This window comes from Puniceibacterium confluentis, assembly GCF_007923445.1.
Classification (GTDB): Bacteria; Pseudomonadota; Alphaproteobacteria; order Rhodobacterales; family Rhodobacteraceae; genus Puniceibacterium; species Puniceibacterium confluentis.
The window spans coordinates 15838-29573 of the sequence record NZ_VOJI01000034.1 but is presented as its reverse complement, the minus strand read 5'-3'; the positions used below and the strand labels follow the sequence as shown (position 1 = coordinate 29573).

The 13736-nt window shown below is 65.7% G+C and carries 19 protein-coding genes and 1 pseudogene; all 20 read left to right on the top strand.

Annotated features, from left to right (window positions below; genetic code table 11):
• The coding region (locus FOY53_RS20740) for a hypothetical protein (RefSeq protein ID WP_222435307.1) at positions 1-311 on the top strand (311 nt) is incomplete at its 5' end.
• Positions 312-483: 172 nt separating this feature from the next.
• Entirely contained in the window at positions 484-723 is a 240-nt protein-coding gene (locus FOY53_RS20735) for a hypothetical protein (RefSeq protein ID WP_146592222.1), read from the top strand.
• A complete protein-coding gene (locus FOY53_RS20730; RefSeq protein ID WP_146592221.1) occupies positions 720-1343 on the top strand; it encodes a helix-turn-helix domain-containing protein in 624 nt (207 codons plus the stop codon). The genes FOY53_RS20735 and FOY53_RS20730 overlap by 4 nt, the downstream gene beginning before the upstream one ends.
• Positions 1340-1600: a hypothetical protein gene (locus FOY53_RS20725; protein WP_146592220.1), complete on the top strand. Its 261-nt coding sequence runs from the start codon at positions 1340-1342 to the stop codon at positions 1598-1600. The genes FOY53_RS20730 and FOY53_RS20725 overlap by 4 nt, the downstream gene beginning before the upstream one ends.
• A complete protein-coding gene (locus FOY53_RS20720) occupies positions 1597-1872 on the top strand; it encodes a DUF6378 domain-containing protein (RefSeq protein WP_146592219.1) in 276 nt (91 codons plus the stop codon). The genes FOY53_RS20725 and FOY53_RS20720 overlap by 4 nt, the downstream gene beginning before the upstream one ends.
• Complete coding sequence (locus tag FOY53_RS20715) at positions 1869-2516, top strand: hypothetical protein (RefSeq protein ID WP_146592218.1); 648 nt, start codon at positions 1869-1871, stop codon at positions 2514-2516. Before FOY53_RS20720 ends, FOY53_RS20715 begins: the two co-directional genes overlap by 4 nt.
• Positions 2517-2711: 195 nt before the next feature.
• A complete protein-coding gene (locus FOY53_RS20710) occupies positions 2712-3281 on the top strand; it encodes a hypothetical protein (RefSeq protein ID WP_146592217.1) in 570 nt (189 codons plus the stop codon).
• Positions 3278-3961: a hypothetical protein gene (locus FOY53_RS20705; protein WP_146592216.1), complete on the top strand. Its 684-nt coding sequence runs from the start codon at positions 3278-3280 to the stop codon at positions 3959-3961. Before FOY53_RS20710 ends, FOY53_RS20705 begins: the two co-directional genes overlap by 4 nt.
• 334 nt (positions 3962-4295) lie before the next feature.
• Positions 4296-4892 (top strand): hypothetical protein, encoded by a 597-nt coding sequence (locus tag FOY53_RS20700; RefSeq protein WP_146592215.1) that lies wholly within the window; start codon positions 4296-4298, stop codon positions 4890-4892.
• Position 4893: 1 nt separating this feature from the next.
• Positions 4894-6972, top strand: a pseudogene (locus FOY53_RS20695) (phage terminase large subunit family protein).
• Positions 6962-7183 (top strand): gpW family head-tail joining protein, encoded by a 222-nt coding sequence (gene gpW, locus FOY53_RS20690; RefSeq protein WP_146592214.1) that lies wholly within the window; start codon positions 6962-6964, stop codon positions 7181-7183. Before FOY53_RS20695 ends, gpW begins: the two are co-directional and overlap by 11 nt.
• Positions 7183-8790, top strand: coding sequence for a phage portal protein (locus tag FOY53_RS20685; protein ID WP_146592213.1), 1608 nt, complete (start codon positions 7183-7185; stop codon positions 8788-8790). The genes gpW and FOY53_RS20685 overlap by 1 nt, the downstream gene beginning before the upstream one ends.
• A gap of 3 nt (positions 8791-8793) precedes the next feature.
• Positions 8794-10167: a S49 family peptidase gene (locus FOY53_RS20680; RefSeq protein WP_146592212.1), complete on the top strand. Its 1374-nt coding sequence runs from the start codon at positions 8794-8796 to the stop codon at positions 10165-10167.
• Positions 10168-10227: 60 nt separating this feature from the next.
• The gene (locus FOY53_RS20675) at positions 10228-10605 is read left to right on the top strand and encodes a head decoration protein (RefSeq protein ID WP_146592211.1); all 378 of its coding nucleotides are present in this window, start codon (positions 10228-10230) and stop codon (positions 10603-10605) included.
• Positions 10606-10658: 53 nt separating this feature from the next.
• The gene (locus FOY53_RS20670) at positions 10659-11696 is read left to right on the top strand and encodes a major capsid protein (protein ID WP_146592210.1); all 1038 of its coding nucleotides are present in this window, start codon (positions 10659-10661) and stop codon (positions 11694-11696) included.
• Positions 11697-11760: 64 nt separating this feature from the next.
• Complete coding sequence (locus FOY53_RS20665; RefSeq protein WP_146592209.1) at positions 11761-12030, top strand: hypothetical protein; 270 nt, start codon at positions 11761-11763, stop codon at positions 12028-12030.
• Between the two features lie 2 nt (positions 12031-12032).
• The gene (locus FOY53_RS20660) at positions 12033-12341 is read left to right on the top strand and encodes a head-tail joining protein (RefSeq protein ID WP_146592208.1); all 309 of its coding nucleotides are present in this window, start codon (positions 12033-12035) and stop codon (positions 12339-12341) included.
• Between the two features lie 42 nt (positions 12342-12383).
• The gene (locus FOY53_RS20655) at positions 12384-12608 is read left to right on the top strand and encodes a hypothetical protein (RefSeq protein WP_146592207.1); all 225 of its coding nucleotides are present in this window, start codon (positions 12384-12386) and stop codon (positions 12606-12608) included.
• Entirely contained in the window at positions 12605-13300 is a 696-nt protein-coding gene (locus FOY53_RS20650; RefSeq protein ID WP_146592206.1) for a DUF6441 family protein, read from the top strand. Before FOY53_RS20655 ends, FOY53_RS20650 begins: the two co-directional genes overlap by 4 nt.
• Positions 13300-13734, top strand: coding sequence for a hypothetical protein (locus tag FOY53_RS20645; RefSeq protein WP_146592205.1), 435 nt, complete (start codon positions 13300-13302; stop codon positions 13732-13734). The genes FOY53_RS20650 and FOY53_RS20645 overlap by 1 nt, the downstream gene beginning before the upstream one ends.
• Positions 13735-13736 lie beyond the last annotated feature (2 nt).

Sequence of the window (13736 nt, the reverse complement as noted above, 5' to 3'; positions counted from 1 at the left end):
CTGGCCGGGCTGGGCGGGGCGTTCTGGCTGCTGTTCACGCTGCTGCGCGATGCGCTGCGGTGGCATCCGTGAGCCGCGCGGTGCTGTCCGTCCGGGCGCAGGCGCTGGCCTATCGCATCTGGGGCTATGCCAGCCCGCTGGGCTGGGATGTCACCGCCGGACAGATTGCCGAGGCGCTGGGTGTCGATCCGCGCCGGGTCGGGCGCGTCGTCGCTGCCAGGGGCTGGGGCACCCGGCTGCGCGCGTCGCCATCTGTGCGCGGCTCCGAAGCCATGGTAAGCTATGTCGACGACTTTCTGGAGGGTGCCTGATGGCCCTCCGCGGATCATGCACGGCGGGGCTCTCCTCTTCCTCCCTGAGCCACCTTTCCGCCCGTACCGTGGGGGCGCGGGTCGCCGTGCAGAGTGCCCCCGACCTCCCTTGTTGGAAGACTTCCCCGGCAGTGGCCTCCGGCCTGCCGGGGATTTTTGTGAGGATCCCGCAATGAACAAAAGTCCGACACCCGGGCGCGCAGATGATCTGCGCAATCTTGAAATCCTGCACCTTCTGAATGTCGAACAGCAGTCATCCGGTGCGGTGGCCAAGCGTATGGGCCTGTCCCGGAATGCGGTTCTGGGCGTCCAGTTCCGAACCAGCGAGCAATGCGCCAAGCACCCCTGCGCCTGTCGTCGCAAGGCCAACCGCGATGGCGGGATGCCGGCGCGCTGGTGGGCCCGGACATGACGGCACGGCTGACGAAACAGCAGATTGCCAAGCGCCGCCGCGGTGTTGCCGCCGGATTCAACGCGGGCCGGTCCGACGCCGAGATCGCCGCCAGTCTCGGGCTGTCGCAGGAGAGGGTGGGCAACATCCGCCGCGCCTTGGGCCTGAAGCGCAGCAATGAGGCGCAGGTAGAGGCGCGGCGCGAGAAGGTGGCGAGGCTGCATTCCGAAGGTCTGCCCGATCCCGAGATCGCCCGGCGGACAGGTCTGTCGATCTCGACGGTGCGCCACTGTCGCGGCGTTCAGGGGCTGGCGGCACACGCCGCCGCCGTCTGGCACGAGAAACAGCGCCTTGCCGTGGTCGCCGCCTGTGTTGCCGACGGGTTGAGCGATGACGAGATCGCGGCGCGCGTGGGGCGGCATGTCAGCGGGGTCAGACGGCAGCGCGCGACCCTCGGGCTGGCCGCGAACAGGCCAAAGCCGCCGCTCCAGCCGCAGCGGCCGCCGGAGGCGCTGAACCAGGCCGAGGCGTTTGTGCTGCGGGCGCTGCAGCGGCTGTTTGTCGATCCCCGGCCCCGGGTGTCCGAGGATCTGGCCGGGCGCATCATGGCGGCCCGCGTGGCGCAGGAGCCCCGGGCATGAGCGCGCATTCCGCCCGGGCGATAAGCCGCCACCCCGAGACCACCAGAGTGCAGCGCAGGGTGTTCCGGCTGGGGCATATCGAGGTCGAGGTCATCGACCACCCGGACAACGGCGTGACCTACGGGCTGCGCGCCGCCGTGCCGCTGGTCAACGGCCAGCGCCCGCCGCTGCTGTTCTCGGGGCATCTGGAAACGGGAATGGGCACCCAGGCGCGCAGGCTGGGCCATCACTTCGACCAGCTGGAGGGCAGGCTGTGAGCCTCCGCGCCGACATCCTCGATGCGGCCCGGCAGGCGGTCACGGTCGATCGCGCCGCGACCCATGGCGCGCCAGAGGACACCTTTGGCGCCATCGCGGCGGTCTGGTCGGCGCGGCTCGGCCTGGCCGTGACCCCGGCGCAGGTCTGCATCCTGCTGGCGGATCTCAAGACCTGCCGCGCCTGGGGCAACCCCGGGCACAGCGACAACTGGGTCGATCTGGCGGGCGATGCGGCCTGCGGTGGCGAGCTGGCGGCGGGGGGTGGGGCGTGACCCAGCCTCATCTGCGCCCCGTTGAAACCGGCGACCTTCCGGAATACCCGATCTCGTCCTCGGTGCGACTGGACAGTCACGAGTTCATCGCATGGGAGTTCAAGCGATTCCTGCACAGCGAGTTTCGCTATGAAGCCGATCACCAGGTCAAAAGCATCTGGTTCGACCTGGTGCAGCAGGCGCATGAACAGACCCCGGTCGGCACGTTGCCGGTCCGGCTTGAGCGGCTTGCAGGCATGGTCAAGCCGGCGGTCGACCCGATCCTCTTCAAGGGTTTGGCAGAGCAGGAATTTGGCGTGCTCTACGGCTGGTACCGGTGCGTCTGCGACAACGGCGACGTGCGCCTGATGCACGACACCGTAACCCGCGTGGCCATCAACGCGCTGAGCCGCAAGGAATTGAACGCCGCGCGCACGGACGGCGCCTCGACCCAGAAGCGGCTGGTGCGGCTGGCCGAGACCCTGGCGGGCATGGCACCAGCGATCGCGATGGACCCGGCACAGGTGCGTTGGGTCGATGCCCATATCCGGGACGCCATGGAAGCGGACGGCAACAAGAAGCGCACCACCGAACAGCTGCACGCTGCCGTCCAGGCCTGTCTGGAAAAGGTCTGTGCGGGGTTCTTCCGCAAACCTCCAAAATAGCCCGGATGTGTCCGTATGTGTCTGCGGACAGATACGGACATGTCCGGACAGATAACACGACATCTGGCGGACATTTGAGGGCTATCTGTCAGCCACCACAGGAAAAGACATGAAATGGAAAGACAGGTAGCGGCGCCCGGACACAAAGGCCGCACGCGACGGAAACCGGGGAATGCTGAGAAAAGGGGACAGGCCATGACGGACAGGACAGAGACCAACCGAGGCAGGGTGCGCAGGCTGCTGATCGATCCCATGAATGAACTCGGCTACCAGCGCCCGGCCGGGGTCAAGGCCGATCCTTGGTCCGCGGAATTGGACAAGCTCTGCGATGACCTGGCCTACATGGGCGATCACGATCTGGTCGTGCTGTTCCAGATGATCCGCACCAAGGGGCAGGGCAGGTTGCGCAAGGAATGGCTGCGGCGCGGCGCCATGCTGACCTTCGCCCAGATCGTCCAGCCGCAGCCGGTCGAGGAGTTGCGCAATCTGGTCAGCTGGTTCCGCTCGATCGAGGGGCCGCGCGCCGAACGGCAGGGTGTGCTGGTGCAGGAATTCGAGTTCTTCGCCCGGCATCACCGCCCGCCGCTGAATGACGGCGAGCGCCGGGTCATCGCCACGCGGGCGGCGTCCGATGCCCGACTGCGCCAGTTGCGGGAGGAAGGCCGGGTTCTGGATCACGATGACAGCGCCCGACTGGCACAGGTGGCGGCAATGGCGGAGCGGGTGGCGATGATCATGACGGATCAGCAGGGGGATGCGGCATGATGCACAGCGTGGTGACCCGTCCCGTCCGCCCCGGCCGTGGGGCACAGCGCACGGCGGCCTCAATCTGTGAACTGCTCGAATGGGCCTTCCAGCGCGAGATCGCCACGCTCGACTTCAACGAGATCGAGACCCTGTCCGGCGCGCGAACCGGAATCGGGATGGAATACATCATGATCGAACGCGCCCGGCTGGGATGCCGGGTCGATGGGGGCGGGCGCTCCTTGCCGCATCCGGACGCGGATGTGGTGGCCTCGGCACTGGCAGCCCTTCCCGAGGGACATGGCGGGCGCCGAATGGCGCTCTGGATCGCGGAACTGGCCCGCGCCGGTCGGACTCCTGACTGGCGGACAGATGATCGGGCAAAGTGCATCCCGCAGGACTGGCGGCAGAGCAAGCATGGACTCTTTGCGCGGACCGAGGTCATCGGGCAAATCATGGTCGCGGGGCGAAAGGGCGCGCGGCGCATGGACGTGACGATCTGCCCGGTGACCTATATCAACACAGGCCGGGAGATCGCCGCAGCGCGCCGCGCCTACCTGGGATGGTGGGGCGCACTGCTGGAATTGCGCGACACATTCCGGCTCTATGGCGGGCTGTCTGCCTTCGAGGTATCGGATGCCATGCCACCGCGAACACCCTGGGCAACACAAAGTGGCTTGACGAATATCTCAGCCTGTTGACATATTGGCCTCGAGCGAATTGCGCCCGGCGTGGACCACACCACTGCCGGGCTTTTTCATGTCCCACCCTTTGCGCAGGTGCAAACCCGGGGCCAGCGCAGCCGCTTGCCTGTCAGCCCGAGCCCGGGACGAAAAGGCATGGCGCCGCGCGATGACCCGCCACCGCGATCCAGGCGGGCGGAAGCCTGCGCCGTCGAATTCGCGGGTCCCTCCCGGCGAGCGACCGTATACGGGGCGGCGAAGCGCGTGGCTTTTGACAGGGTAAACCAAACGGAAAGCCTAAACCATTGGGCGCTAAACCAGAGGGCCGGGTAAACATCTTCGGCGGGACGCCATGAACACGACGGAATTGGCAAAGGCGCTTGGCCTCTCAAAAGGCCGGATCAGTCAGTATGTCTCTGCCGGGAAACTTGACGGGTGTTACAGCGGCGACGGGCGTGCCCGGCGCTTCGACCTTGGCAGGGTCAAGTTCGCGCTGAAGCAGGGACTCGACGCCGGGCAGCTGATGGGCAACGGCGCGGAGACGCGCAAGCGGATCAAAGATGCGGCCACGGAAGGGCAAGCGTCACGGCGCGACGGAGAACTGCCGGCAAGGGATCCGGACCGGTACGAACTGGCCCGGACCCAGAAGGCCGAAGAGGAAGCCCGCAGGCTGCGGCGGCAGAACCAGGTGGACGAGGGCACGCTTGTGCTGGCGGACAAGGCGGCACAGGCGACGGCCCGGGCTCTTGCACAGGAGATCGCGGAGTTCGAAAGCGTGATGCGGCGCGGGGCCCGTGCGATCGCGGATCAGCTGGGGGTCGATTTCAAGACAGCTCGTCAGATTCTCGTGACGACCTGGCGCGAACATCGGCAATCCCGATCTGCGCTGCTGGCCGAGGCCTCGGACAGGATGCAGTTGGATCAGGACGAGCGGGACGCGGATATCTGAGATGGGGTTCCTGACATCGGCTGAGGGCATCGTGCAGGCTGCGATGGCCGAAGCCATGGCGCCGCCGCCGCCGCCGGACATCACCCGCTGGTGCGCGGAGAACATCGTCTTCGATGCCCGCTCGCCGATGCCGGGACCGTTCGACATCGCGCGGTTCGCGTTCCTGAAACAGATTCACGACGTCCTGTCGCCGGAACACCCCAGCCGCGAGGTGACGATCCGCGGCTCGGCACAATGGGGCAAGACGGTCTCGATCATTCAGCCGACCCTGGCGGAATGGCATGAATACACCCCGCTGGATTCACTGATCGTGCATCCGACGGGCAGTGCCGCCTCGGAATGGGTCAACAACAAGTGGATGCCGATGCGTCGACAGGCGCCGGGTCTGCTGCGCATGTTCGGGGCAGGGCGCGGGGAAAACCGCGACAATACCTTCAACCAGGAGACTCTCGATCGCAACGGCTCGCTCAAGGTCGCGTCCGCCGGATCGCCGGCGGATCTGACCGGCACCAGCAGGCGGCTGGTGATCATGGACGATCTGTCCAAGTTCGAGCCGTCCGAGAAGGGGGATCCGGAGAAGCTCGCCGAAAGCCGGGCCTCCGGCTACGAGGATGCGAAGATCCTGCGCGTCTCGACGGCGATGATCAAGGGTACCTGCCGGATCTCGCTGGCCTATGAGCGCAGTGACCGGCGCGAGTACCATGTGCCCTGTCCGCATTGCGGTTTCGAGCAGGCGCTGACCTGGGAGAACTTCCGGGCCAACATCGACCCGGAGCGGCTTCATGCGGCGCATTTCACCTGCGAGCGCTGCAAGGCGGCGATCCGCCATGCGGACAAGGAACGCATGGTTCGCGGGGGGCGGTGGGTGCGCCAGAACCCGAACGGCGATCATCCGGGGTTTCACCTCTGGCGCGCCTATGCCCCGCAGCGTGACTGGACCTCGATCGCGGTGGAATTCGCGCAGATCATGGGCTGGACGCGGATTGAAGCAGGGCGCAGCTTGCCCGCCGCCGGTGCCGCGAAGGAAGACGATGCTGAAATTGGCGCGGACAAGCGATCAGGACCGGCGACGTCGGCTGGTGTCAGCGCTGCGGTGGAGCAGGTGTTCTGGAATGATGTTCTGGGGCTGCCCTATGAGCAGGCGACGGGCGCGCCGGACTGGGAGCAGCTTCGGGACCGGACCGAGAATGCCGAGCCGGGATCGGTTCTGGACATCGGCACGTTGCCATCGATCGGTTTCATCTTCGGTGCGGGCGTCGACTGCCAGGATGACCGGGTCGAAGTGCAGCTGGTGGCATTCGGGCGCAATCGGCGGCGCTGGGTGATCGATTACCGGGTGATCCCGCACCATATCGGCAGCGACGAGGGGCGCGCCGCGTTGAACGCGCTGCTGAAACAGGAATGGCGTACCGAGCTGGGGCTGCGGTTCGGCCTCGACATCCTGGCGATCGACGGCGGGGCCTATACCGATGATGTCTGGAGCTGGGCCAGGACACATCCCTGGAGCCGGGTGATCATCGTCAAGGGTGGGTCGACGCAGAACGGCCCGCTCATGGTGGCGCAGAAGTTCGAGCGTCGGCGGGATGGCAAGGTCAAACGGGCGCAGAAGCGCGCCTTCAACCTGAATGTGTCGTCTTTGAAGGCGGGCTTTTACAGCCATCTCGAAAAGGTCGATCCGGAGGCGCGCGGATAAACCCGGTTCGCACGGGATCTTGGTGATGAATATTACCGAATGATTACTTCGGAGACCCGGGTCGTGCGGCGCAATGCGGTCGGCGTGATGACCAGTGCCTGGGTGTTGGTTGAGCCGACCCGGCGCAATGAAGGTCTCGACACCATGAACTATGCCGAGGCCGGTGCGATGCGCAGGGGCTGGACCTCGATGACCGACGATCAGTGGGATGCACTGGATGTGGAGCGGGGCGCTGTGCCGAAAGACGGGCAGGGTGACCTCTTCGATGCTGAACTGCCGCTGGCCGCCGCTGCCAACGCAGCGGCTCAGCGACCGAACAAGAAACACGGTCAGGCTGCAGATGCGGCCAGCCGATTGATGAAGGCGATCAGACCCGATGGCGATTGATACGGCCACTCTGGAAACTCAGCTGAGTGAGGCAGAGGCTGCTCTGCACCGGGTGATGACCGGGGACTCGGTGACCGTTGTTGGATATGAGGGGCATCGGACAGAATTCACCCCGGTCGATGAAAGCCGTCTGCGTCGGTACATCCAGAGCCTGAAACGTCAGCTGGGTCAGTCCGGATCCGGGTCCGGATCACGTCGGGTGATCTTCTGATGGCGCGTTCGCAGTGGACGGACGTTCCGATCATCTCGCGCAGGGCACGTGCCGGTGGCTTGCGGGATGCAGGCTTCAACGGATCGACGCCCTACGCGGCGGCCGATCCCGGCATCGATACGCTGGCGGGATACCTGCCGCAGAACCGCGCGGCCGATGCCGAAGTTCTGCCGGGACGCGACCGCGTCACCGCCCGGGCCCGCGACCTGGTGCGCAACAACGGCTGGGCGGCCGGCGGTGTGTCCAAGGAAGTCGACAGCGTCATCGGGTCGAACTTCCGGCCGTTGCTCAAGCCGGACTGGCGGGCGCTCGGGCTGACAGCTGGATGGGCACGGGAGTTCAAGGAAGTGGTGGAGGCGCGCTGGCGGCTCTATGCGGATGATCCGCGGCGTTTCGGGGATACCACGAGATCGCAGACCCTGCCACAGATGTTCGGGCTGGCCTACCGGACCTACATCATTGAGGGCGAGGCGCTGGGGCTCGTGAACTGGCGTCCCCACCGACCGACCAGAACGACGCTGCGGCTTGTCGATCCGGATCTTCTGAGCAATCCTGATGATGGTGCAGATGAAGCCCGGTTGCGTGGTGGCATCGAGATCAGCCGGGACGGCGCGTCGCGCGCGTTTCATTTCCGCCAGGGGCATCGGGACACGTCCTGGCCTGACATCACCGCCAGTTTCACCTGGAAGCGGATCGCACGCGAGGGCCGGAACGGGCGGCCTCAGGTCATCCATTTCTTCGACAAGGTGCGGGATGGACAGACGCGGGGCATCAGCCGGATGGCACCGATTGTCGAAAAGCTGAAGATGGAGGATCACTACAGCAAGGTCGAGCTGCAGGCGGCGGTGATCAACGCGGTGCTTGCCGCCTTCATCAAGTCGCCGATGGGCCCGGACGTCATCGATGATCTGTTTGCCGACAACGGCGGCGAGGGATTCCTGAAATACCAGGGCGCGCGTTCTGCCTTCTACGGCGATGGCAACGGGATCCGTGTTGGTGGCGCGCGGGTGCAGACGCTGTATCCGAACGACGAGATCGGCATGGTCAGCACAGCCCGCCCCGCGGCGCAGTTCGCGGATTTTGAATCCGCAGTCCTGCGCCAGATCGCCTCGGGCATGGGCATCAGTTACGAGCAGCTTGCCTCGGACTGGTCCAAGACCAACTATTCGTCGGCGCGCGCGGCGATGATCGAAATCTGGCGCGGCTGGACAGCACGCCGGACAGCTTTTGCTCAGGGGTTCTGCCAGCCGTTTTTCATGGCCTGGCTCGAAGAGATGGTGATGGACGGCCATATCGCGCTGCCCAGTGGCGCGCCTGATTTCTACACCTTCCTGCCCGCCTATTCCCGGGCAAAGTGGATCGGCCCCGGCAAGGGTTTTGTCGATCCGGTCAAGGAAGCCCAGGCCGCGGCGATGCGCGTCGCGCTGGGGCTTTCGACTCTGGAAGAAGAAGCCGCCGAACTGACCGGCACCGACTACGCCGACAACATGGAACAGATCAAATCCGAGATCGACGCCATGCCCGAAGGCACCCTGCACCCGATGCAGGAAAGCTTTGCCAAGTTGCTGGGCCACAATGGCGGTCCGCAGATGACACCCGAGGACTGACAAATGCGACATCCGCACATCGCGGCGCGTGTGTTTCACACGCCGCTTCTGGCTGCGCCCGCGAAGGCTGCGGCCTTCATCATGGGTCTTGGGCCGCGCATCACAGGCGCCGAGGTCGAGGTTCGTGGTGCGGAGCCCACAGCCGCGGCCAATCTTCCCGCCCGTGCGTCCCTGCTGGATGACCGGCTCGAGGACGACATCCGGGCCGGACGGCGCATGCCGTACCGCGCTGTCGACGGGGTTGCAGTCATTTCGGTGACAGGAACTCTGGTGCATCGAGGAGCATGGCTTGGCCAATCGTCGGGGGAGACCTCTTATGAAGGGCTGGCGGCGCAGATCGAGGCAGCGGCCAGCGATTCCCATGTGCGCGGCGTGGCATTGGAGATCGACAGCTTTGGTGGTGAGGTTGCGGGCTGCTTTTCTCTGGCGGATCAGATCCGCAGGCTCCGGGACACCAAACCGGTCTGGGCCTTCGTTTCGGACCACGCTTTCTCGGCAGGCTACGCCATCGCATCTCAGGCCGATCACATCGTGCTGCCGCGCACCGGCGGGGTCGGTTCGATCGGGGTGATCTGCATGCACGCAGATTACAAGGATCAGCTGGAGATGATGGGGGTCAAGGTGACCGTCATCTCTGCAGGGGAGCGCAAGGCGGATGGCAATCCCTACGAGCCGCTGCCGGAAAGTGTGCGGAACGATCTTCAGGCGGAGATGGAGCAGCTGCGCCTGATTTTTGCTGCGACCGTCGCCGAAGGGCGAGGCGAACTGCTGGACACGGAGGCGGCGCTTGCGACCGAGGCGGCGTCCTTCATCGGGGCAGCGGCTGTCACCGTCGGCCTTGCTGATGAGGTCGCCAATCCGCGCGACGCATTCGAGCGCTTTGTCGCTCAGGTCAATGGCCGCGCCGGTGCGACGGCCACAACTGCAACCAGAAGAGAGGGCTCGACCATGAGCGATCAGACCACAACCCCCAAACCCAAAGGCACGGCGACGCCTGCGCAGGCTGCGCCTGCAACGCCGCCGACGGCATCGGAATCACCCGCTGCGCCCCCTGTCGCCGAGAACCCGGCACCGGCGGCAGCTGCTGTACCGGCCACATCCGGCAGCGCCGCAGATGAACGTGTCCGGATTTCCGCGATCCTGTCGCACCCGGACGCGAAGGGGCGCGAGGATCTGGCGCAGAGCCTTGCCTTCAACAGCACGATGTCCGCCGAGGAGGCTGCGGTGCACCTGAAGGCGGCACCGAAGCGTGCTGCGTCACGAAGCCTCAGCGCCTCCATGGAAGCCGAAGCGACCGAACTGGATGCGCCCGGCGCAGACGCTGACAAGGGTGCGCCGAGCATGGCCGCCCGGATGAAAGAGCGCTTCGCAAACTGATCCGGTCCGGCAATCAGGCCGGGCCTTTCCTTCTCAGGCATCCTCAAAAGGAGATTCTTCATGCCGACTCTGACAGAGGGCAAGACGCCCGGCGACTTCCTGCTTTACGAAGCACCCAGCCAGTACAGCCGCGACCAGGTCACCATCGGGACCGCCGCGGACCTGGTGCCCGGCACCGTGCTCGGCAAGATCACCGCCTCGGGCAAGTTCATCAGATCCGTGCGGACGGCCGTTGACGGCTCCGAAACTCCGGTGGCGATCCTGATGCAGGAGGCGGCGGCGGCCAGCGCGGACGTCACGGGCGCCATCGTTCTGGCGCGCCATGCGCAGGTGCGCCGGTATGGTCTGACATTCGACGCCTCCTGGTCCACGGAAGCCTATCGCGACACGGCCTGCGCCGCGCTGCTGGCTGCAGGCATCAAGTCCATCGCGGGCTGATCCCGCCAATCCCCTGACGCGCAAATCGCGCATTTTCGAAAGGAGAGCGTCCCATGGCGCATATCGATATCTTCAAGGGCGATGCCTTCAGCGCCATGACGCTGGGCGAAGCCATCCGCATCGTCCCCAACCAGTGGGGTCTGATCGGAGGGATGGGGCTGTTCGGCGCCAAGAGCATCCGTGGCACCAGGTTTTCGGTCGAGATGAAAAACGGCGTCATCCAGCTCGTGGCGGCCAGCGAGCGCGGCACCACGCTGCCCGGGCAGGCACGGGGCAAGCGCAGCATGGTCGATTTCCGGACGGAACGATTTGGTCTGAAATCCCGCATCACCGCCGACGACATCGACAACATCCGGGCGTTCGGTTCCGAGACCGAACTGAAGCAGGCACAGGACGAGGTGATGGACCGGCAGATCGATCTGCGCGGCTCGATCGACATCACCCGTGAATACCACCGCGCCGGAGCGCTGCAGGGGATTGTTCTGGATGCGGACGGCTCCGAGATCGTCGATCTGTTCGACAAATTCGGCATCACCCGGAAATCCGTTGATTTTGTGCTCGGCACGTCGACCACGGATCTTGGCGCAAAATGCAAGGCAGTGACCCGGCACATCAAGACCAATCTGTTGGGCGATGTGAGCATGGGGGTGATGGGGCTGATCCACCCGGACTTTACCGACAAGCTGATGGGGCATCCGGACTTCAAGGACCGCTACAAATACTTCACCAATCAGAACGGTGGCGATCCGTTGCGCGATGACACGTCCGACGGCTTCGATTTCGGCGGGATCAAGTGGAAGGAATACCTGGCCGAAGCATCGGTGCCCAACGAGGACGGCACCACCGACACCCGCGAGTTCGTTCCGGCGGCTGAAGCGATGTTCTTTCCGATGGGCACACGCACCACGTTCCGTCAGTTCAACGGCTCTGCGGATTATGTCAGCATGTCGAACCTGCCGGGTCAGGAGTTGTATTCCGCCGTGTTCCCGGACCGTCAGGAAGACCGGTTCGTGGATGTCGAGGCGATGATGCAGACGCTTCCGATCTGCATGCGCCCCGGCGTCCTGGTGCGTGGCCACACGTCGAACTGAGACCACAAGGACCTCTGACCGGCAGCTCCTTCGGCTGCCGGTCTTTCATTTTCAGGAGAGTGAGATGCCCAGATCTGCAACGCATGTGACCCTGGCCGCGGCGCACACCTACCGCACCAGCACCACGACAAGGCGCACCCTCCCGGCCGGATGGTCGGGTTATGTGCCGACCACTGTCGCCACCGCGCTCGTCAGGGAGAAGCACGGCGTGAAGACGCCTGCCGCGGACCTGCCCATCGAGGACGATGCGGCCGACAGCGGCAACTCGGATGCAGCCGGGGGAGGCAGCGGCAAGGTGTCCGTCAAAGCACCTGCCGGCAGCGGCACCAGCTGACGATGGCGGATCCGTTTGTCAGGGCTGTGGACGCCGCCTTCGGACGGCTGGGCATCGACGGCATCCTTGATCCGGAGGGCGCCGCCCTTGCGGTCCGGCTCTTGCCGATCTTGCCGGATGATACCGTGGAGTTCGGCAAACTCACCCTGCAGTCCGAAACGGTTCAGTACGAGATCCGCCGCAGCGAACTCGGGGCCTACGGCAAGGGCGCAGTGATCGAGGTCGCGGGTGATCGCCGCAGGATCCAGGCACTTCCCCGGTCCGGTGACGCGCGGCGGCTCAAGGCAACCCTGAACACCGTTGCGGTCTGAAGGGCGGCGCCCGCACATCTGCATTTCAATTGGAGCAATCCCATGGCACGCAAGAAACCCGGCGCCGCTGGCGTCGAGATCGAAACCACGACTGCCGCAGAGATCGAGGTGGCGCCGGGACGTGTCCGGCGGTTTCCGGCGGGCTGGACCGGGGTCGTGATGCCGGACATCGCCAGCGCGTTGGCGCGCAGGCGCGCGCTGCGCAATGACGGCATGCCGGAAGCTCCGTCCGTCCTGCCGACCGAAGAGGCGGGCGTGGCGCAATGAAGGCCACCCGGATCGAGGCGGCGCTTGTGGGCAATCTCGAAGCCTACATGGCCGAAGAACTCGATCTGGTGAAACGCGCCGTGACGGCTGGCGTGCGCACCTCCGGCACCCGCCTGAAGAACGCGCTGCGCCGCGATGTCGTGGCCGGTGGCCTGGGCAGCAAGCTGTCCAAGTCCTGGCGGCAGGCGAACTTCCCGAAACAGGGGGCCTCGCTGGGGGCGGCCACCACGGTCGAGACCAAAGCGCCAAAGCTGATCCGGGCCTTCAATGAGGGTGCCACGATCCGGTCGTCGGAAGGGTTCTTTCTGGCCCTTCCGACAGAGGATGCGCCGAAAAAAGGCGTGGGCGGCAAGCGCCTTACCCCTGAAAACTTTCCCGAACACCGCTTCGGGCCGCTGCGGTTCGTCTACCGGCAGGGCCGGGCGTCGATGCTGGTGGTCGACAACCAGCGCCAGCGCAAGGGCAAGAGGGGCGGTTATGCCCTGTCCCGCAACAAGCGCGCGCTTGCAACCAGCCGGGACCTGATGACGGTGCCGATGTTCATCCTGGTGCCGCGGGTGCGTCTGCGCCGACGCCTGAACGTCGATGCGGTGTCTGCGGCGGCCCTGGCCGGACTGGCTGGTGATATCGATACGGCCTTCCGTGCGCTGCGCCGAAGAGCGCAGCCTTCTTCGAAACGGAGCGGCCGCTGATGCCAAGCCCGCATGAATCCGCGATCGCGGCGCTGCTGTCAGCGCTGTCCGGGCATGCCGCCACGGTGATCCGCGAATCCGATCTGCCGGTGGACTGCCCCGACGCCGGGCTGGTCAACGTGGTGCCGGAGGATCCCGAGGACGTCGGTCAGCACCTGGGCACCGGCACCCGGGAGTGGGAGCGGCCTGTCGATCTGGAAACGGTGGTGCGGGGGCCGGACGCGGCCACCCGGGATGCAGCGCTGGATGCGGCGCTGGTGTCGCTGGCGGCGCTGCTGCTTGCGGACCGGACGCTGGGCGGGGCGGTCGACTGGATCGAGGTCGGCGCGCCACAGGAAAACGAGGCCGTCCCGATGATGGGGGCGGAGACGCTGAAGGGGGCGGTCCTGCCCGTGACCCTTTTCTACGAAACCACCGACAACCCTATGGAGTGATC